General features: G+C 37.6%; 16 protein-coding genes. 15 read left to right on the forward strand and 1 reads right to left on the reverse strand.

Annotated features, from left to right (window positions below; genetic code table 11):
* Positions 1–13 precede the first annotated feature (13 nt).
* Positions 14–1168: a glycosyltransferase family 4 protein gene (locus JF75_RS03550; protein WP_046331863.1), complete on the forward strand. Its 1155-nt coding sequence runs from the start codon at positions 14–16 to the stop codon at positions 1166–1168.
* A gap of 133 nt (positions 1169–1301) precedes the next feature.
* Here JF75_RS03550 and JF75_RS03555 read toward each other — a convergent pair whose 3' ends face one another.
* On the reverse strand, positions 1302–1964 hold the full coding sequence (locus tag JF75_RS03555) for a YigZ family protein (protein WP_046331864.1): 663 nt from the start codon (positions 1962–1964) through the stop codon (positions 1302–1304).
* A 41-nt stretch (positions 1965–2005) separates the two neighbouring features.
* Between JF75_RS03555 and JF75_RS03560 the strand changes: the two genes are divergently transcribed.
* From JF75_RS03560 to JF75_RS03625, 14 genes are all read left to right on the forward strand, one after another.
* Positions 2006–3289, forward strand: coding sequence for a helicase-related protein (locus JF75_RS03560; protein ID WP_046331865.1), 1284 nt, complete (start codon positions 2006–2008; stop codon positions 3287–3289).
* Positions 3286–3975, forward strand: a complete 690-nt coding sequence (locus JF75_RS03565; RefSeq protein WP_046331866.1) for a ComF family protein — start codon at positions 3286–3288, stop codon at positions 3973–3975. The genes JF75_RS03560 and JF75_RS03565 overlap by 4 nt, the downstream gene beginning before the upstream one ends.
* A gap of 93 nt (positions 3976–4068) precedes the next feature.
* Entirely contained in the window at positions 4069–4617 is a 549-nt protein-coding gene (gene hpf, locus JF75_RS03570; protein WP_046331867.1) for a ribosome hibernation-promoting factor, HPF/YfiA family, read from the forward strand.
* 130 nt (positions 4618–4747) lie between these two features.
* A complete protein-coding gene (gene secA / locus JF75_RS03575; protein ID WP_046331868.1) occupies positions 4748–7147 on the forward strand; it encodes a preprotein translocase subunit SecA in 2400 nt (799 codons plus the stop codon).
* 79 nt (positions 7148–7226) lie between these two features.
* Positions 7227–8343, forward strand: a protein-coding gene (prfB, locus tag JF75_RS03580; RefSeq protein ID WP_167334209.1) for a peptide chain release factor 2 whose coding sequence is annotated in 2 segments (ribosomal slippage) — positions 7227–7298 and positions 7300–8343 — 1116 coding nt in all. Because the reading frame shifts where the segments join, the coding sequence is not laid out codon by codon here.
* A gap of 8 nt (positions 8344–8351) precedes the next feature.
* Positions 8352–8627 (forward strand): hypothetical protein, encoded by a 276-nt coding sequence (locus JF75_RS03585; RefSeq protein ID WP_046331870.1) that lies wholly within the window; start codon positions 8352–8354, stop codon positions 8625–8627.
* A 17-nt stretch (positions 8628–8644) separates the two neighbouring features.
* The gene (hprK, locus tag JF75_RS03590; RefSeq protein ID WP_046331871.1) at positions 8645–9607 is read left to right on the forward strand and encodes an HPr(Ser) kinase/phosphatase; all 963 of its coding nucleotides are present in this window, start codon (positions 8645–8647) and stop codon (positions 9605–9607) included.
* Positions 9604–10440 carry a prolipoprotein diacylglyceryl transferase gene (gene lgt / locus JF75_RS03595; RefSeq protein WP_045927796.1) on the forward strand — a complete coding sequence of 279 codons (837 nt, stop codon included), beginning with the start codon at positions 9604–9606 and terminating at the stop codon, positions 10438–10440. Before hprK ends, lgt begins: the two co-directional genes overlap by 4 nt.
* A gap of 30 nt (positions 10441–10470) precedes the next feature.
* A complete protein-coding gene (locus tag JF75_RS03600) occupies positions 10471–11490 on the forward strand; it encodes an NAD(P)H-dependent glycerol-3-phosphate dehydrogenase (protein WP_046331872.1) in 1020 nt (339 codons plus the stop codon).
* A 57-nt stretch (positions 11491–11547) separates the two neighbouring features.
* Positions 11548–12483, forward strand: a complete 936-nt coding sequence (trxB, locus tag JF75_RS03605) for a thioredoxin-disulfide reductase (RefSeq protein ID WP_046331873.1) — start codon at positions 11548–11550, stop codon at positions 12481–12483.
* Positions 12484–12610: 127 nt separating this feature from the next.
* A complete protein-coding gene (locus tag JF75_RS03610) occupies positions 12611–14335 on the forward strand; it encodes a phospho-sugar mutase (protein ID WP_046331874.1) in 1725 nt (574 codons plus the stop codon).
* A gap of 100 nt (positions 14336–14435) precedes the next feature.
* On the forward strand, positions 14436–16478 hold the full coding sequence (uvrB, locus tag JF75_RS03615) for an excinuclease ABC subunit UvrB (protein WP_046331875.1): 2043 nt from the start codon (positions 14436–14438) through the stop codon (positions 16476–16478).
* Positions 16468–19320: an excinuclease ABC subunit UvrA gene (uvrA, locus tag JF75_RS03620; RefSeq protein ID WP_046331876.1), complete on the forward strand. Its 2853-nt coding sequence runs from the start codon at positions 16468–16470 to the stop codon at positions 19318–19320. The genes uvrB and uvrA overlap by 11 nt, the downstream gene beginning before the upstream one ends.
* Positions 19321–19370: 50 nt before the next feature.
* Positions 19371–19913, forward strand: coding sequence for an HdeD family acid-resistance protein (locus JF75_RS03625; RefSeq protein WP_046331877.1), 543 nt, complete (start codon positions 19371–19373; stop codon positions 19911–19913).
* The last annotated feature ends 52 nt before the right edge of the window (positions 19914–19965 follow it).

A 19965-nucleotide genomic window follows, 5' to 3' on the forward strand; every position in this document is an offset into this window, starting at 1 on the left:
AAAGTAGCCGACTATGTTTAAAATTATTGTTGAATTATTCTTTTTAGTGATTATACAAGCTGCGATCACGCCTTTTATTAGGAGATTGGCTTTTGTATTAGGTGCAGTCGACATTCCAAATAAAAGAAGGGTAAATAAGAAGCCAATGCCAACTTTAGGCGGATTGGGTATTTTTGTGACCTTTAATATTGGTGCTTTTGTTTTATTGCGGGAGCAATTCCCAACGCATGAGGCTTTTAGCATACTTTTAGGATCCAGTGTGATTGTCTTGACTGGTATAATTGACGATATTATGGAGCTAAAGCCAAGGCAAAAAATGTTTGGTATATTTATTGGCGCTCTAGTAATTTATTTTCTTGCCGGCATCAGGATGAACGTCTTAAATTTGCCCTTTCTTAATAAACAAATACAATTAGGCTGGTGGAGTTTACCAATTACTATTTTTTGGATATTGGCCTTAACTAATGCAGTTGATTTAATTGATGGTCTTGATGGCCTGGCCGATGGGGTTTCGATGATTTCACTTATTACCATGGGGATCGTTGGTTATTTCTTTCTGCATACCGGTCAACTATACATACCTATTGGTTGTTTTATGCTTGCTGCATGTCTATTGGGATTTTTGCCTTATAACTTTAATCCCGCAAAAATATTTTTGGGTGATACAGGGGCGTTATATATTGGCTTTATGATTGCGGTATTTTCACTTAAAGGTTTAAAAAATGTAACTTTTATTTCTCTGTTAGTACCGGTCACTATTTTAGGCGTTCCAATTACAGATACAATTTATGCCATGATTCGGCGCAAATTAAATAACCGTCCTGTTTCGCAAGCAGATAAGCACCATTTGCATCATCAACTAATGAAAATGGGTTTGACCCACAGACAAACGGTTTTAACGATTTATGCTTTATCACTTATTTTTTCATTCATTTCTCTCTTGTTTTTATTGTCACCAATGTGGGGGATGTGGGTTTTAATTGCAGGTCTGGCAGTTGCATTAGAGTTTTTTGTGGAATCCATTGGACTTTTAGGAGAAAAATACAAACCGCTTATGAATTTGACACAAAAACTGATTAATTCTCGGAGTAAAAAAGATCCCACGGTGGAAGTTTGGCACCTTGGGCAAGACAAACCTGAACAATTAAAAAAGAAAAAGAAAGATTAGGCTTGGCAGATACTGACAAAAGATACTAGTTTAAAGGTCAATTTGACTATTGCCGAAATTAGCAAGAAAAAAGAAGACAAATTCCTTAAATGTGGATTGTCTTCTTCTTTTGTATAGTTATTGAATTATGTTTTTACTGATCATGATAGTTATGTTGAGTGACAACGACTTCGTTATATCTTTTGGGAAGAAAAATAAACTGTACTTTGCCGGACAAAATATTGGTGAGATCCTTCTCTAATTCCTTTAATTTGTCTTCATCAATGTAAATTGAAATTGTCACGCTGACGCCATAGTCAATATTGGCAATAAAAATTTTTTGTTGTTTAAGATAATGCTGGACCTCATCGAATTTATTATAATCGACTTCGAATTTAACACCTTGTTGCTGAACGCGTTTAACTACACCCAAGGCTTCGGCTGCCTTAGTCACACTATTAGAATATGCACGGATCAATCCTCCAGCTCCCAGTTTTATTCCGCCAAAATAGCGTGTAACTACTGCAGTGACATTTTTAAGTTTCATTAACTGCAAGGCTTTTAATTCTGGTACTCCCGCAGTACCAGAAGGTTCACCGTTGTCGCTAGCTTTAACATGCTCATCGTTTAAACCAATGGTGTAAGCAAACGTATTATGAGTGGCATCACGGTATTTGCTAGAAACAGTGGCAATTGCTTTTTCAGCTTCTTCAATAGTTGAGGTCCGTATTAAAGTCGTAATAAAGCGACTTTTTTTAATCGTTAATTCGTGATTGCCATTTTCTTTAATGGTCAAATAATTTTCTTTTTCATTCAAAAAAATCAGCCCTTTTTGCGTATTTATCATTGGAGGACAAAATGGAAAGTATTTCAAATCTTGCAGGCCGCCAATGGCTTAGTAGTCAAATGGATTTTAGCACAAAGGATGGTTTAACCAAAGTCGAGGCAATTAAAAATGGTCGTTGCTTGCGCTGCAATGCCAATGTTTATGCCCAATTGCCAAGTGGCAAAAAATATTGCAGAGCTTGCATTGGTCTGGGAAGAATTGTGGAAGGCGATTATTTAGTTCGCAATGAACAAGAAATAAATTTCTCGATCAAAGCAAATGGTGGATTAACCTGGGAGGGTGAACTAACCTCACTACAGGCTGAAATTGCACGTAAATTAACTGAAAATTATGTTGATGGTCGCGATTCACTAGTTCATGCTGTAACCGGTGCAGGTAAAACAGAAATGTTATTTCCTTTGATAGCACATTGCTTGGCAGAAGGAAAAAGATGTTGTATAGCCACGCCAAGAATTGATGTGGTAAACGAATTATATCCGCGTTTTCAAAAAGCTTTTAGTAAAATTAAGATCGGTAAATATCATGGGCGTGAGTATCAAGAGCCAGGACTAGAGCAATTAACTATTTGTACAACACACCAATTATTAAAATTTTTTCATGCTTTTGATTTACTTGTGATTGATGAAGCTGATTCTTTTCCCTATGTCCATAATTCAGAATTACATTTTGCAGCAACGAATGCGGTTAATGATGGCGGTCAACGCGTTTACTTAACCGCAACGCCTACTAAAGATTTATTGGTATCTGTAGAAAAAGGTAAATTGCGCAAACTAAAGTTGAAAAGAAGGTTCCATGGAAATCTTTTACCTGTACCAAAAGAAAAATTGTTTCTCCGTCCCTTTCTGAGCCAAAACAAAATTAATGTCAGACTCATTAAAGAAATTGTGAAAGTTATAGAAGCAGGCCACCCATTACTGCTTTTTGTACCTCGGATTGACCAAATAAATATTTATATAGATGCCTTGAAAAAAGAGCCGAAATTTAGTCAGATTAGGATTTCTGGAGTTCATGCAAATGATACTAATAGAATTGAAAAGGTTGAAAAGTTTCGGGCGGGAAAAATTCAGCTGTTAGTGACAACTACAATATTAGAACGAGGCGTTACTTTTAACCATGTCTGGGTAATTGTTGTTCAAGCGGATGATAAAATTTATTCTGCATCGAGCCTAGTACAAATAGCTGGCAGAGTGGGTCGAGCTAAAACTGATCCCAGTGGTTTAATATTATTTTGTTATCATAAATACACTAAAAGTATTCGTGATGCGATGAAACAAATTCGTGAGATGAACAAATGAAAAAATGCATACTGTGTGGTCAGCTTTTTGTTGCTAAAGTGTCATTTATCCAATTATTTTCTTGGCACAAACAGGAAACCAAATGTATTTGCTCTAATTGTCAAAGTAAATATATGCGCATCCCTGACAAACATTGTCCAAATTGTTTTGGTAAGTTGAGCCAAAATAAATTTTGTTTAGATTGTATTAATTGGCAGAAAATCTATGGAAAAAAATTACTAAAAAATCATTCCTTATATTTATATAATGAAGCTTTTCATGATTTAATGGTTAATTATAAGAGGTATGGTGATTATGCTTTGCACAAAGTATTAGAGGAATTATGTCGGGAAGATTTAACTAAACGTCAAGCAGACCTCTATGTTCCTGTGCCCACTTCTCCAGAGCATCTTGAACAAAGACAGTTTGATACTATCAGTTCAATTTATAGTAATCTGGTTTCATTAACCTGTGTATTGGGTAAAAAAGCAGGGCTAAGTGCACAAGGAGAAAAAAATCGCGCTGAAAGATTAAGAAGTGAGCAAAGTTTTTTTGTTAAGAAAAACTTTACGATTAATTTGAAGAAATACAAGATACTTTTATTAGATGATATATATACTACGGGCAGAACGCTTTATCATGCACGGGATGCGTTGGCAGAAGTTTTTCCTAATGCAAAAATTAGTAGTTTTACCTTATGCAGATAAAACTAAATTGTTCAGCGCTTTCATGTTTTGCTATAATTTTGCTATAATATAGGTAACATAAGACTGCATAAGCAGTTGAAAGGAGAATCTCATATGTTAAAGTATAATGTCCGTGGTGAAAATATTGAGGTAACTGATGCTTTAAGAAGTTACGTAGAAAAACGCCTAAAAAAATTAGAGAAGTATTTTGATTTGAATCAAGATATGATTGCACATGTAAATTTAAAGGTGTATCGTGATCACAAGGCTAAAGTTGAGGTAACTATACCACTGCCATACTTAGTATTGAGAGCTGAAGAAACTACTGACGACATGTATCGCAGTATTGATTTTGTTTCTGAAAAACTTGAAAGACAAATTAGAAAATATAAGACCCGTGTGAACCGTAAGAGTCGTGAAAAAGGCATTAATGACTTCTTTGTTGAAAGTGCCGAAGAAGAAACCAAAGACAAAGAGAGTAAAGAATTTTCTATTGTGCGCAATAAGCAAATCGGCTTAAAACCTATGAGTCCTGAAGAAGCTATTTTGCAAATGAATATGCTTGAGCATGACTTCTTTGTTTTCCAAGACGGTGAAACTAACGGCACAAGTGTTGTCTATCGTAGAAATGATGGCCGTTATGGTTTGATTGAAACAAAATAAGAACAGTATTATCAAACAAGGGCCCCACATTTAGTGTGAGGTTTTTGTTTTGTTTATTTTTCATTTGGCGTCAATCATGGTAAAATTATCATGTGTTTTTATACTTTAACTACATATAAGGATCGATTAAATGGTAAACATTTTAAAGAAACTATACAATAACGATAAAAGAGAACTGAAAAAGTTTGAAAAAATTGCCAGTAAAGTTGAAAGTCATGCAGAAGAGTATGGCCAACTTTCTGATGAAGAATTGCAGGCAAAAACGCCTGAATTTCGTGACCGGATAAAAAATGGTGAGAGCTTAGACTCACTTTTACCTGAAGCCTTTGCGGTTGCTCGCGAAGGAGCTAAAAGAGTTTTAGGCCTTTATCCATTTCATGTGCAGGTTCTGGGTGGAATTGCGCTGCATTATGGTAACATCGCTGAAATGATGACAGGTGAAGGTAAGACTTTGACTGCAACCATGCCGGTATATTTGAACGCATTAACTGGAAAAGGTGTTCATGTTGTTACTGTCAACGAATACTTGTCCAGTCGTGACGCTGAAGAAATGGGCCAGTTGTATAAATGGCTTGGTTTAACTGTTGGTCTTAATCTGAACGCAATGTCTCCAGATGAAAAACGAGAAGCATATAGCTGTGACGTTACTTATTCCACTAACGGTGAACTTGGCTTTGACTATTTGCGTGATAACATGGTTGTTTACAAAGAACAAATGGTTCAGCGTGAACTTAACTATGCCATTATCGATGAGGTTGACTCAATTTTAATCGATGAAGCTAGAACACCATTAATTATTTCCGGTGAAGCTGAACAAGCTAACGGTGACTATATTCGTGCTGACCGCTTTGTCAAAACTCTTCAAGAAGATAAGAGTGACGATGATGCAGACGATGACAAGGATTATGGTGATTACAAGATTGATTGGCCTACCAAGACTATTTCTTTAACTAGAACTGGTATTCAGAAAGCTTGTGATCATTTTGGACTTAAAAATTTATACGACGTTGAGAATCAAAAACTGGTGCACCATATTGACCAAGCTTTAAGAGCAAATTACATTATGCTTAAAGATATTGACTATGTTGTCCAAGACGGTGAAGTCTTAATTGTTGACTCGTTTACTGGTCGTGTGATGCAGGGTCGGCGCTATTCTGATGGTTTGCACCAAGCTATTGAGGCAAAAGAAGGAGTAAAGATTCAAGAAGAATCCAAGACCCAGGCTACAATTACCTTCCAGAACTTCTTTAGAATGTATAAAAAACTTGCCGGTATGACAGGTACTGCTAAAACTGAAGAAGAAGAGTTCCGTGAAATTTACAATATGCAGGTTATTACTATTCCGACTAACCGCCCTTTAATTAGAATAGACAATCCTGATATTCTTTATCCAACTTTGTCATCGAAGTTTGCGGCAGTTGTTAATGAAATAAAAGAGCGTCATGCAAAAGGACAGCCAGTGCTAGTTGGTACAGTTGCGGTTGAAAGTTCTGAACGACTCAGTAATTTACTGGACAAAGAAGGAATACCGCATGCAGTTTTAAATGCCAAAAACCATGCTAAAGAAGCTCAGATCATTATGAATGCTGGTCAACGTGGTGCCGTAACTATTGCGACTAACATGGCTGGTCGTGGTACTGACATTAAACTAGGACCTGGTGTCAAAGAACTAGGTGGACTGTCTGTTATTGGTACTGAGCGCCATGAATCACGCAGAATTGATAATCAGCTCCGTGGCCGTTCCGGTCGTCAGGGTGACCCTGGTGTTACGCGTTTTTATCTTTCACTTGAAGACGATTTGATGAAACGTTTTGGTGGCGATAGAGTCAAAGACTTCCTCGATCGGTTATCTGATAATGATGATGACAAGGTAATTGAAAGTCGTTTGATTACCAGACAAGTTGAGTCAGCTCAAAAGCGGGTTGAAGGTAATAACTACGATACTCGTAAGCAAACTCTGCAATATGATGATGTTATGCGTATTCAACGTGAAATTATTTACGGTGAACGGATGCAGGTTATTGGTGAAGAAAAGTCACTTAAGGATGTTTTAATTCCAATGATTAGGCGCACCATTAATAGTCAAGTAGATATGTTTACGCAAGGTGATCGCAGCAAATGGCGTCTTGATTCTCTGCGTGACTTTATTTCTTCCAGCTTAACCAATGAAGAAGAAACAGATGCAATTGATTTCAAAACAATTACCGTATCTGACTTAAAGCAAAAATTATATGATCTTGTTGAAGCCAATTACGAAGAAAAAGAAGAAATTTTAGCTGATCCTTCCGAAATGCTTGAATTTGAAAAAGTCGTTATCTTGCGGGTAGTTGATGATCGCTGGACTGATCATATAGATGCAATGGACCAATTAAGGCAATCAATTAGTCTACGTGGTTACGGTCAACTTAATCCATTAGTTGAATACCAAGATTCTGGTTACAACATGTTTGAAGAAATGATTTCAAATATTGAGTTTGACGTAACTCGTTTATTTATGAAAGCTGAAATCAGACAAAATCTTAGTCGTTAATAGTTAAGATGAAGAGAAAGCAGCTGCTTTCTCTTTTTTACTGAAATTTTATTGAAAATAAGGGAGCTATTGCTAAAAGATGGAAATAAGTGAAATTCAAAATAAATTAGATAGTTTAAATAAGCGGTTAGACCACTTTAGGGGGTCTCTTTGACTTAGATTCAATAACTGAAAATATTATTGTTAATGAAAATAAGATGCAGGACCCCTCTTTTTGGGATGATCAAGAAAAAGCGCAAAGCCTAATTGGTGAGACAAACTTGTTAAAAGAAAAACGCGATTCTTTTGATAAATTAAAGTCTGATTATGAAAATGAAATAACAGCAGTAGAATTGTTGCGGGAGGAACCAGACAGTGACTTACAAAAAGAAGTTGAAGCTGATTTACAAGAGTTGCAGTCTGAATTTCATGATTACGAATTAGATTTGCTCTTAGCTGGTAAATACGATAGTCATAATGCCCTGATTGAAATCCATCCTGGTGCTGGTGGTACCGAAGCTATGGACTGGGGGCAAATGCTACTTAGAATGTATCAGCGCTATGCTGATATTAGAAATTTTAAGTTTGAAATTAATAACTATGAGCCCGGAGAAGAAGCTGGTCTTAAAAGTGTCAGCGCAAAAATTACAGGTAAAAATGCCTACGGCCTCATGAAGTCAGAAAATGGTGTTCACAGGTTAGTCAGAATTTCTCCTTTCGATTCGGCCAAGAGGAGACATACATCCTTTGCCTCCGTGGAAGTTATTCCAGAAATTGATGACAGTATTAAGGTCGACATCAATCCTAAGGACCTTCGCATTGACGTTTACCGCTCAAGTGGTGCTGGTGGTCAGCATATTAATAAAACTTCCAGTGCGGTTAGAATTACTCATTTGCCAACAGGTATTGTAACTACATCTCAGGCACAGCGTTCTCAACTGCAAAATAGGGAAACTGCGATGAATGAATTACGAGCAAAATTGTTTCATTTAGAAGAAGAAAAAAAGCGTAAGCATAAGCAGGAACTTAAAGGTGACCAAAAAGAAATTGGTTGGGGCTCACAAATAAGATCCTATGTTTTTCATCCTTATAATTTGGTTAAAGATTTGCGCACAGGCTATGAAACTTCCGATACAAGTGGTGTAATGGATGGCAAGTTGCAACCATTCGTTTATGCATATTTACAATGGCTTTTAAGTCAGGAAAACCCGGAGTAGGTGATTAGATGAGTTTTTGGGGAATTATTGGTTTAGTTTTACTTGCTGTAGTCATTTTAAGTGTGATTTATGCTTTATTTCATGCTTTTATTCTGTTGTTGCCCGCGGCTCTAGTAATTATTGGTATCATATGGTTGATCAACCACTTTACTAAGAATGATGAAAATAAGAGCATGCACTCCGATTCTGGTCCATATGACTGGAATAATTGGAATCAAAACAATGAAACCAGACCAAAGCGTAAAAAAGTACGTGATGCTAAAACTAAAGATGTCGACAAGTAATAAAGGGGCATTTTAAAATGACAAATGCGGTCAAATTAAAAAATTTAATTCGTGATAATAAAATTGTCCATGTTGTGCACGGAAAACAATATATTAACGATAAAGAAATTATAGTATCCGATATTTACAGACCAGGACTGGAGTTAACAGGCTACTTTGACTTTTACCCCCGCCAGCGTATTCAGTTATTGGGTAGAACAGAAATTTCTTATGCTGCCAGGTTAGATCACGATAGCTTGGTCGATGTTTTTACTAAGCTTTGCACACCTGATACGCCGTGCTTTTTTGTGTCACGTTCTCTGCGTGTACCCCCTGAATTAGTTAAAGCTGCTGATGATGCACAAATTCCAATCCTTTCTTCACCTGAATCAACCACTTATGTTTCTAGTATTTTAACGGAATATTTAAGAGAGCGACTAGCTGTCCGTGATACGATTCACGGCGTCTTAGTTGAAGTTAAAGGTATGGGCGTGTTACTGACTGGTGATTCAGGTGTTGGTAAATCTGAAACTGCTTTAGGCTTGATTCACCGTGGTCACCGTTTAATTGCTGATGATCGAGTTGATGTTTATCAAAAAGATGTGGAAACCGTGATGGGTGAAGCTCCGGAAATATTAAAACACCTAATGGAAATTCGTGGTATTGGTATCATTGATGTTATGGATCTGTTCGGTGTTGGTGCCGTTAAAAACCGTGAAAGTATTCAACTAGTAATCAAACTTGTTAATTGGGATAATAAGGCAAATTACGATCGTTTAGGTTTTGAAGAAAGCAAACGTGATATTTGTAATGTTGAAGTGCCGCAAATTACTATCCCAGTTAAAGTAGGTCGCAACATGGAAGACATTATCGAAATCGCTACAATGAATTTCCGTGCCAAGAGAAGTGGTTATAACGCTACAAGAACTTTTGATAATAACCTAACGAAGTTAATTAAGCAAAATTCTAAAGAAGATTCAGCAAAGGATAAGAATAAATGACATTGACCATTAGTCCAGTAGCATTTAAATTAGGAAACCTAAGTGTCAAATGGTATGGCGTCATCATGGCAGTGGCAATTATTTTAGCCGTATCAATGGCAATTGTTGAGGGACGCAAACGGCAAATTGAAAGTGATGACTTCATGGATTTGCTGTTATGGGCTGTTCCGATTGGATATGTTGGCGCACGAATTTATTATGTTATCTTTGAGTGGAATTATTATTCCCAGCATCTCGATCAAATAATTGCTATTTGGAATGGTGGCATCGCTATCTATGGCGGCTTGCTAGCAGGCTTGGCAGTTCTTTTGGTATTTTGTTATAAAAGAATGCTGCCGCCATTTTTGATGTTGGATGTTATTACCCCGGGTGTAATGGCAGCCCAGATATTAGGACGCTGGGGGAATTTTATTAACCAGGAAGCCCATGGTGAACCAACAACCTTAGCATTTTTACAAAGCTTACATTTGCCTAATTTTATCATCAGCCAAATGAAAATTGGTGGAATCTACTACCAACCGACTTTTTTGTATGAATCTTTTTTTAATTTGATTGGTTTGTTAATAATATTGTTTTTGCGGCATAAAAAGCATTTATTCAAACAGGGTGAAATATTTATGCTTTATTTGGCATGGTACTCTGTGGTGCGTTTTTTTGTGGAAGGGATGCGGACTGATAGTCTTTATTTAATGGGTTCAATTCGAGTTTCACAAATGCTTAGTGTAATATTGCTAATTGTAGTTATTTGTTTGTTTATCTATCGCAGGCGCGTGGTTAAACCGAAATGGTATCTGGACGGTAGCGGCTTGAAGTATCCTTATAGTCGGGATTAAATAATTGTTTTAAGTGAAAGAGAGTTAAAGATGACAAAAATTGCAGTTTTAGGAGCAGGTTCATGGGGTACTGTTTTGGGATCTATGCTTGCTGACAAAGGTTATGAAATCGTATTGTACGGCAATAACGAAAAAGTTAATGGCGAAGTTAATCAGCATCATACTAATGAACATTACATGAAGAATTGGCAGGTAAATGAGACAGTTACTGCAACAGGTGATTTAAAACAAGCATTAAAGGCTGCAGAAATTGTTTTATTTGTCCTGCCCACTCAAGCTATTCGCAGTGTTGCCCAAAATGTAAGCAAAGTGTTAAAGCAGATCAATGCCAAACCACTTTTAGTCACTGCTACTAAGGGTATTGAGCCGGGATCCAAAAAATTGATTTCCGAAATTTTGACAGAAGAAATTTATCCCGATGATGAAGACAAAATTGTAGCAATTTCAGGACCGAGTCATGCAGAAAGTGTAGCTCAAAAAGATTTAACTGCAATTTCATGTGCTTCAACAAGCAGGAAAAATGCGCAAAAAGTTCAGCAGTTATTTTCAAATGATTATTTCCGCCTTTATACAAACAGTGACTTGATTGGTGTTGAAGTGGCTGGGGCAGTTAAGAATGTTATTGCCATTGCAGCGGGAATTTTAGTAGGAAAACACTATGGTGATGATGCTAAAGCGGCTTTAATGACGCGTGGTTTAGCTGAAATTACGCGTTTAGGAGTCAATTATTTTGGTGCTGACCCAATGACTTTTAGCGGACTTTCCGGAATAGGTGATTTAATTGTTACCTGTACGTCAGTTAATTCCCGTAATTGGCGTTGTGGTAAACAATTAGGTGAAGGAAAGAGTCTTGACTACATATTGCAGAACATGGGTCAAGTTGTAGAGGGCGCTACAACAGTAAAAGCTGTTCATGAATTATGTCAAGAAAAGCAGATCGATATGCCAATCAGTGAAGCAATTTACCGAGTTTTATACCAAAATTCCAATGTTGATGATGAAATTACCAGGATGATGGGCAGGAGTCCTAAACAAGAAATTAGACTTTAGTAATTGATTTGTTGTAACATTACTTACGAAAAATAAGAAAGTACTGGGGGTAAAACTATGACGGAAAAATATGATGTGATCATTATAGGAGCAGGACCAGGCGGATTAACTGCCGCTCTTTATGCTTCTCGGGCAAATTTGTCAGTTCTAATGCTTGATCGTGGTTTGTATGGCGGGCAAATGAATAACACTGATGCGATTGATAATTATCCTGGTTTCAGTGAAATAAAGGGACCTGAACTAGGTGAAAAAATGTATAATTCAATCATGAAATTTGGTACAAAATTTGAATATGGCGACGTTCAAACAGTAACCATAGACGGAGACCAGAAAATCGTAAAAACAGATACAGGTGAATATAGTGCTCCTGCATTGATTATTGCTACTGGGGCTGATCATCGTCATTTAGGAGTCCCTGGTGAAGATGAGTACTCCGGTAAAGGTGTTTCTTATTGTGCAGTTTGTGATGCAGCCTTTTTTAAGGACGAAGACATTGCTGTTATTGGTGGTGGTGATTCGGCTATTGAAGAAGGAATCTATTTAGCACAAAGTGCTAAATCAGTTACGGTTATCCATCGTCGCGATCAGTTACGGGCGCAGCCGACTTTACAAAAACGCGCTTTCGCCAATTCCAAAATGCATTTCATTTGGAATGGCTTGACCGAATCTATTGATGGTGATGGCAAAAAGGTTACGGGAGTGACATACAAAGATAAAGAAACAGGAGAAGAAAAACATTTGCAAACTCGCGGTGTCTTTATCTATGTTGGGGTTATTCCTCAAACAGCACCATTTAAAGACTTAGGCATAACTGATGAAAAGGGCTGGATCCCAACTGATGAACATATGAGAACTAAAGTTGATGGCATCTTTGCCTTAGGTGATGTGCGTGCTAAAGACTTGCGTCAGATTGCTAATGCGGTTGGTGATGGCAGCATTGCTGGTCAAGAAGCTTATAATTATCTCCAAGACTTAAATGATCGTCAAATATAAAGATTAAAAAAAGAATTCATTTAAATTGAATTCTTTTTTTGTTTTTACGGCTAGCAATAATGATAAATGCTAGAATAGAATCTATGAAACCGAATTTATTGCTAGAAAAAAGGGGTACTTTAGCGAAATGAATGCAGAAGAAAAATTTAGAGAATGGCAAAATGCACACAACATGCCAAATTACTTGCAAGAACAGTTAGCAAAGCTAAGTCAGGATCCCAAATGGATTGAGGATGCATTTGGCCAGGATATTAACTTCGGTACTGCTGGAATGCGTGGCAGACTTGAGCCTGGGACCAATCGTATTAATTTATATACTGTGGGTCGAGTGACAGAAGGATTGGCCCGACTGATCGATGAAAAAGGTGCAAAAGTTCAAAAAAGGGGTGTGGTAATTTCTTTTGATTCCCGCTACCATTCTCGTGAGTTTGCGGAGCATGCAGCACAAGTCCTTGGAGCTCATAATATTCATGTTTATCTCTTTGATGATTTAAGACCAACTCCTGAACTTTCATTTGCAGTAAGATACTTGCATTCTTATGCAGGAATTAATATCACTGCTTCTCATAATGCCAAACAGTATAATGGGTATAAAGTTTATGGTGCTGATGGTGCTCAAATGGGTCCTGAAGATGCAGAACGGGTTTTTGAATACTCCCAAAAGGTAACTAATATATTTACAGTTAATACTGCATCGGTAGCTCAACTTCGTGCTCAGGGAATTTTGCAGTTAATTGGAGAAGATATTGACGAGCTATATTTAGCAGAACTGAAAACGGTAAATGTTAATACTGAACTTATAGAGCAAACTGCCGACAAATTAAAAATTATATACACTCCTTTGCATGGTACAGGTAAAATACTTTATGAACGGGCTTTTAGGCAAAATGGTTTTACCAATGTAGTACCCGTCCCAAGTCAGGCAATACTTGACCCGGAATTTCCCACTACTAAAAAGCCAAATCCAGAATATCGTGATGTCTTTGATCCAGGGATTAAGCTGGCAAATGAAAAAAATGCCGATTTAATCATTGCAACTGACCCTGATGCAGATCGTATGGGTGCTTGTGTGCGAACAAAAAATGGTGACTTTCAAGTCTTAACAGGTAATCAAATTGCTACCTTGATGATTTATTATTTATTAGTTAATTTGAAAAATAATGGTCAACTCACCAGTGATTTTGAATTAATTACTTCAATAGTTTCGAGTAGTATGCCACTTAAAATTGCAGAGGATTTTGGTATTAAAACAAAATCAGTTTTGACGGGGTTTAAATTTATTGGCGAAGAAATTGACCGTATGAATAAAATGCATGACGGCAAATTTTTAATGGGTTTTGAAGAAAGTTATGGTTACCTTTTTAAGTCATTTGCTCGAGATAAGGATGCTATGCAAGGGGCCTTAATGTTTGCTGAAGTAGCCTCTTATTATGCCTCAAGGAATATGACAGTCTTAGATGGTTTAAGTGAAATCTGGGAAAAATATGGCACCTCCTATGAAATTACCAAAGCTATAGAAATGCCTGGAATTGGTGGACAAAAGAAAATGGCTGAATTAATGGCAAAATTGCGTTCTGAAAATTTATCAAAAATAAATGGAGTGCAGGTCATTAAAATTCAAGACTTCCTAAAGCAGCAGGAGTTCAATGAAGATGGCGCTAAGCCGATGAGAGATTTACCTAAATCAAATGTATTGAAATACTTTTTAGCTGATGAAACTTGGCTTGCATTGAGGCCATCAGGCACGGAACCTGTTATTAAGGCTTATGTTGGAGTAAATAAACCAGATATTGCAACTGCACATGAAGCTGCCGAAAGTTATCAAAAAGCATTGGCAAAACTGTTAAAATAAAACAAAAAGGATGCGAAAATACGTTCGAGAGTGTAAAATATAATAAGTCAAAATAAGAGTTAGGCTGCTTTGTCCAGCTTTTTCTACGAGGGGTCTTTCGATGATTAAACGACAAGAAGAACGTAAATTTGATCTGGTTTCTAAATTTAATCCAGCAGGCGATCAGCAACAAGCGATCGATAAGTTGGCTGCTGGCTTTAAAAAGGGTTATAAAGAACAGATTTTGGAAGGTGCAACTGGTACAGGTAAAACTTTCACGATGGCCAATATTATTGCGAAGTTAAATAAACCTACTTTAGTCATTTCTCATAATAAGACTTTAGTTGGCCAGCTTTACGGGGAATTTAAAGAGTTTTTCCCCCACAATGCCGTTGACTATTTCGTGTCATACTATGATTATTACCAACCTGAAGCTTATGTGCCTCAGTCTGATACTTATATTGAAAAGGACTCGGCGATTAATGATGAAATTGACCAGTTGCGTCACCAGGCTACCAGTGACTTAATGGAACGTAACGATGTGATTGTCGTTGCTTCAGTTTCATGTATCTACGGCTTAGGTGATCCTAAAGAATATGCTGCGAGTGTGATTACGGTTCATGAGGGTGAAGAATATCACAGAAATACTTTGCTGCGTGATTTGGTCAATATCCAATATGACCGCAATGATATTGACTTTCAACGTGGCCGTTTTCGCGTTCGTGGGGATGTGGTAGAAGTTTTCCCTGCTGGAAATTCCAATCATGCTTATCGGATTGAATTTTTTGGTGATGAGATTGACAGAATTGTGGAAGTAGACTCTTTAACTGGTGAGGTGATTGGTGAAAGAGAGAGTATTTCACTATTTCCGGCTACTCACTTTATGACCAATGAAGAACAGATGAGAAGGGCTCTTAAAGCAATTTCACAAGAAATGAATGTTCAGGTGAAAAAGTTTGAGGGCGAAGGCAAGTTGCTGGAAGCAGAACGGATTAAGCAGCGCACTACCTTTGACATGGAAATGATGGGTGAGGTTGGTTATACCAACGGTATTGAAAACTATTCTCGTCATATGGAAGGCCGTAAAGAGGGCGAGCCGCCTTATACTTTACTTGACTTTTTCCCAGATGATTTTTTGATTTTAATTGATGAGTCTCATGCTACTATGCCTGAAATTAGAGCAATGTATAATGGTGACCGTAATCGTAAAAAGACTTTGATTGATTATGGCTTTCGTTTACCTTCAGCGCTTGACAACAGACCCTTGAAACTGGCTGAATTTGAAAAACATGTAAATCAAATTCTTTATGTGTCAGCGACTCCGGGAGATTATGAACTGGAACGCACAGATCACAAAGTTGAGCAAATCATTAGACCAACAGGTTTGCTTGACCCCAAGATTGAAGTTAAACCAGTTGAAGGACAAATTGATGATTTGGTCGCCGAAATTAACAAACGCATTGAAAAGAATGAACGTGTTTTTGTTACTACATTAACGAAGAAAATGGCAGAGGATCTGACAGATTATTTGAAAGATCTGGGTATCAAAGTACAATATCTGCATTCAGATGTTAAAACATTGGAACGGATGCAGATTTTGCGTGATTTGCGGACTGGCAAGTATGACGTTTTGATTGGGATCAACTTATTGCGTGAAGGAATTGATGTACCAGAAGTTTCACTGGTTGCCATACTTGACGCTGATAAAGAAGGCTTTTTGCGTGCATATAGACCTCTTGTTCAGACAATGGGACGTGCTTCTAGGAATGCTGATGGTGCGGTAATTATGTATGCTGATACGATTACGGATTCAATGCGGCAAGCCATTGAAGCAACTCAGAGAAGGCGTCAATTGCAAATCAAGTTTAATAAAGAACATAACATGAAACCGAAAACGATTGTTAAACCAATCAGAGATGTTATTTCTGCCACCAAAGTTGCTGATGAAGACACGCAAACTGACAGTTTTGCCGATCTGAATTTTGATGAACTAACCGTTAAACAAAAGAGAACCATGATCAAAGATTTGCGCAAGCAAATGCAGGATGCTGCTAAGAAACTTGACTTTGAAGGTGCTGCAACTTTACGTGATGCCATCATGGAATTGGAGAGCTCAACTAGAAGCCCAATTAAGAAAAAAGGAAAAGCATTAAATGGTAAATGATAAAATTGTTATTCGGGGTGCGCGTGAACACAATTTAAAAGACATTAACTTGTCTATCCCTAAAGATAAATTAGTTGTTATTACAGGCTTGTCTGGTTCTGGCAAAAGCTCTTTAGCTTTTGATACGCTTTATGCTGAGGGCCGTAGAAGATATGTTCAATCACTCTCAAGTTATGCCCGACAATTTTTAGGCCAAATGGATAAACCTGATGTTGATTCGATTGATGGTCTTAACCCTGCGATTTCAATTGATCAAAAAACGACGTCGCATAATCCCAGATCAACTGTGGGCACAGTTACTGAAATCAATGATTATCTCAGATTATTATGGGCACGAGTTGGACATCCAGTTTGTCCAAATGATGGCACCTTAATTGAGCGGCAGTCAGTTGAACAGATGGTCAACCGTATTTTGGCATTGCCTGAACGCAGTCGTATTCAAATTTTGGCACCGGTAATTAGAGCTAAAAGGGGAGCACATAAAGAAGTCTTTAAACGGGTACAAAGAGCAGGCTATGTGCGTGTTATCGTTGATGGCGAAATGCATGAAATTGGTGAAAAATTTGATTTAGAAAAAAATAAACGCCATTCAATTGATATCGTGGTTGACCGGCTAATTGTTAAGGAAGGCATACGTTCACGCCTTTTTGATTCAGTAGAAGCTGCCTTGCGCTTATCAGATGGCTATATGAATGTTGATATTATCGGTGGTGATATGATCAACTTTTCAGAGTATTATGCCTGTCCTAAATGTGGCTTTACTGTAGGTGAGATGGAACCGCGGCTGTTTTCTTTCAATGCACCGTTTGGTGCTTGTCCAGACTGTGATGGCTTAGGCGTTAAGCTATCAGTAGATGAAGATTTAGTTGTTCCAGATAAAAGCAAAACCTTGGCTGAAGGTGCAATTGCACCTTGGAAAAATTCCAAGTATTACGGGGAGATGCTTGAACAGGCATGTGCGGCACTGAAAATTCCGTTTGATAAACCATTTTCTAAGCTGACTAAGAAGCAAAAAGAAACAATTTTACACGGCTCAACTAAAAAAATTAAATTTCATGTTACTGGTGATTTTGGGGTCAATGATACTACAGCACCTTTTGAGGGTGCTATGGAAAACGTCGAAAGGCGCTATTATCATCCGATGTCCAAATTTATGCGTGATGTTATGGGCAAATATATGACAGAACTTACTTGCTCAACTTGTCATGGCAAAAGATTAAATCGTAAAGCATTAGCGGTTAAAGTTAATGGCAAGGATATCGCTGAGGCATCGGATTTGGCAATCAGTCATGCCCTTGAATTTTTCAATAATATCAAACTTGACGAGCAGGAATCTGTCATTGCTAAGCCAATACTAAAGGAGGTGCGTGACAGGCTCACTTTCTTAAATAGTGTGGGCCTAGATTATTTGACCTTGTCACGTTCTGCTAATACTTTATCTGGTGGGGAAGCTCAGAGAATCCGACTTGCGACTCAAATTGGTTCTAATCTTTCAGGTGTTATGTATGTTTTAGATGAGCCTTCAATCGGTTTACATCAGCGTGATAATGACCGGCTGATAGCTGCTTTGAAGCGCATGCGTGATTTAGGTAATTCCTTAATTGTAGTTGAACATGATGACGAGACTATGAGACAAGCCGATTACCTGATCGATATGGGTCCGGGTGCTGGGACTTACGGCGGTGAAGTCATGGCTGCTGGTACGCCAGAAGAGGTTGAAGAGAATGACCAGTCTTTGACTGGACAATATATGGCAGGTAAAAAGTTTGTTCCAGTTCCGTTAAAAAGACGCAAAGGCAATGGTAAAAAAATTACAATTACCGGTGCAGCTGAAAATAATCTCAAAAATTTAAAGGTTGAATTTCCTTTAGGCAAATTAATTGTGGTTACTGGAGTTTCCGGATCTGGCAAATCAACATTAGTTAATATGATTTTAAAACGGGCTCTAGCGCAAAAACTAAATCGTAACCAAACAAAGCCTGGCAAATACAAGAGCATCAGTGGCTACCAAAACATTGAAAAGATCATTGATATTGACCAGAGTCCGATCGGCCGCACTCCTCGCAGTAATCCTGCTACCTATACCAGTGTTTTTGATGATATTAGAGCTTTATTTGCCCAAACAAATGAAGCCAAACTTCGTGGTTACACTAAGGCGCGCTTTTCTTTTAATGTTAAAGGCGGCCGTTGTGAAGCTTGCCACGGCGATGGCATTATTAAAATAGAAATGAACTTTTTACCGGACGTTTATGTTCCTTGTGAAGTATGTCATGGCAGTCGTTATAATTCTGAAACTTTAGAGGTTACCTACCGCAAGAAAAATATCGCACAAGTCTTGGATATGACAATTAGCGAAGCATGCAACTTTTTTAAGAATATTCCCAAAATTGCCCGAAAATTGCAAACGATTGTAGATGTCGGCCTAGGCTATGTCAAATTAGGTCAGTCTGCGACTACTCTTTCTGGTGGGGAAGCTCAAAGAATGAAGCTTGCTGCTGAACTGCAAAAGTTGTCAACGGGAAAGAATTTCTATATTCTCGATGAACCAACAACTGGACTTCATACTGATGACATCAAGCGGTTACTGGAAGTCTTGCAAAGATTGGTTGATCAAGGAAATACCGTTTTGATAATTGAACATAATCTTGATGTGATTAAAAATGCTGATTGGTTAATTGACCTAGGTCCTGAAGGAGGAGAAGGTGGTGGCAAAATAGTTGCAACTGGAACTCCGGAACAGGTTGCACAAGTTGAGGAAAGCTATACTGGTCAATACTTAAAACCTGTGCTTAAGCGTGACACGGCATTAACGGAAAAGGATAGTAAAAAGCCAAGTAAATAGTATTAATTTATTGCGATAAAGTGTACAATAAAGCGCAAGGAGGAATAGAAATGGATAATTTTTCTAGTTACAGAGAAAATCGCGGGTTTAATTGGGCAGCATTTATCTCTGGTATTTTAATGGTAATTGCCGGGCTGTTCTTATTGCGTCACCCTGGCAAGGCACTTCATGCCTTTGTATTGCTTTTTGCTATTGTGTCTATTGTTCAGGGATTCGTGTGGCTGGTATTCTACAGTCGTTTTCGGTATTTTATCCCTTCCAGTTGGTTGTCGATTGTTTCAGGGGTGCTTGATATTATCGTCGGAATCTTATTTCTCTATTCCTACGATGCTGCTGGCTTAACAATTGCTTATTTGTTTGCCTTTTGGTTCTTATTTGATTCAATTTCCGGGATCATTTTTTCATGGAATATGAGAAAGATTTCTACCTTTTTCTTTTGGCTCAATTTAATATTAAATATCTTAGGGCTACTGATAGCAATTAGTTTGATGTTTAATCCTGCGTTGTCAGCTTTAACATTGATTTGGCTAGTTTCCTTCTGGTTGCTAATCTTTGGTATTAATCAGATAATTGCAGCATTTGTCAACAGATAGATTTAAAAAGTTCATTTGAACTTTTTTTTTGCCAAAAAAGTAATGAAACACC

Source organism: Lactobacillus kimbladii, assembly GCF_000970755.1.
Taxonomy (GTDB): Bacteria; Bacillota; Bacilli; order Lactobacillales; family Lactobacillaceae; genus Lactobacillus; species Lactobacillus kimbladii.

What these genes read in the sequence shown, in the direction of transcription:
- JF75_RS03550 (WP_046331863.1), top strand. Translation starts at nt 14, where the DNA reads ATGTTTAAAATTATTGTTGAATTATTCTTTTTAGTGATTATACAAGCT.
- JF75_RS03560 (WP_046331865.1), top strand. Translation starts at nt 2,006, where the DNA reads ATGGAAAGTATTTCAAATCTTGCAGGCCGCCAATGGCTTAGTAGTCAA.
- JF75_RS03565 (WP_046331866.1), top strand. Translation starts at nt 3,286, where the DNA reads ATGAAAAAATGCATACTGTGTGGTCAGCTTTTTGTTGCTAAAGTGTCA.
- hpf (WP_046331867.1), top strand. Translation starts at nt 4,069, where the DNA reads ATGTTAAAGTATAATGTCCGTGGTGAAAATATTGAGGTAACTGATGCT.
- secA (WP_046331868.1), top strand. Translation starts at nt 4,748, where the DNA reads ATGGTAAACATTTTAAAGAAACTATACAATAACGATAAAAGAGAACTG.
- JF75_RS03585 (WP_046331870.1), top strand. Translation starts at nt 8,352, where the DNA reads ATGAGTTTTTGGGGAATTATTGGTTTAGTTTTACTTGCTGTAGTCATT.
- hprK (WP_046331871.1), top strand. Translation starts at nt 8,645, where the DNA reads ATGACAAATGCGGTCAAATTAAAAAATTTAATTCGTGATAATAAAATT.
- lgt (WP_045927796.1), top strand. Translation starts at nt 9,604, where the DNA reads ATGACATTGACCATTAGTCCAGTAGCATTTAAATTAGGAAACCTAAGT.
- JF75_RS03600 (WP_046331872.1), top strand. Translation starts at nt 10,471, where the DNA reads ATGACAAAAATTGCAGTTTTAGGAGCAGGTTCATGGGGTACTGTTTTG.
- trxB (WP_046331873.1), top strand. Translation starts at nt 11,548, where the DNA reads ATGACGGAAAAATATGATGTGATCATTATAGGAGCAGGACCAGGCGGA.
- JF75_RS03610 (WP_046331874.1), top strand. Translation starts at nt 12,611, where the DNA reads ATGAATGCAGAAGAAAAATTTAGAGAATGGCAAAATGCACACAACATG.
- uvrB (WP_046331875.1), top strand. Translation starts at nt 14,436, where the DNA reads ATGATTAAACGACAAGAAGAACGTAAATTTGATCTGGTTTCTAAATTT.
- uvrA (WP_046331876.1), top strand. Translation starts at nt 16,468, where the DNA reads ATGGTAAATGATAAAATTGTTATTCGGGGTGCGCGTGAACACAATTTA.
- JF75_RS03625 (WP_046331877.1), top strand. Translation starts at nt 19,371, where the DNA reads ATGGATAATTTTTCTAGTTACAGAGAAAATCGCGGGTTTAATTGGGCA.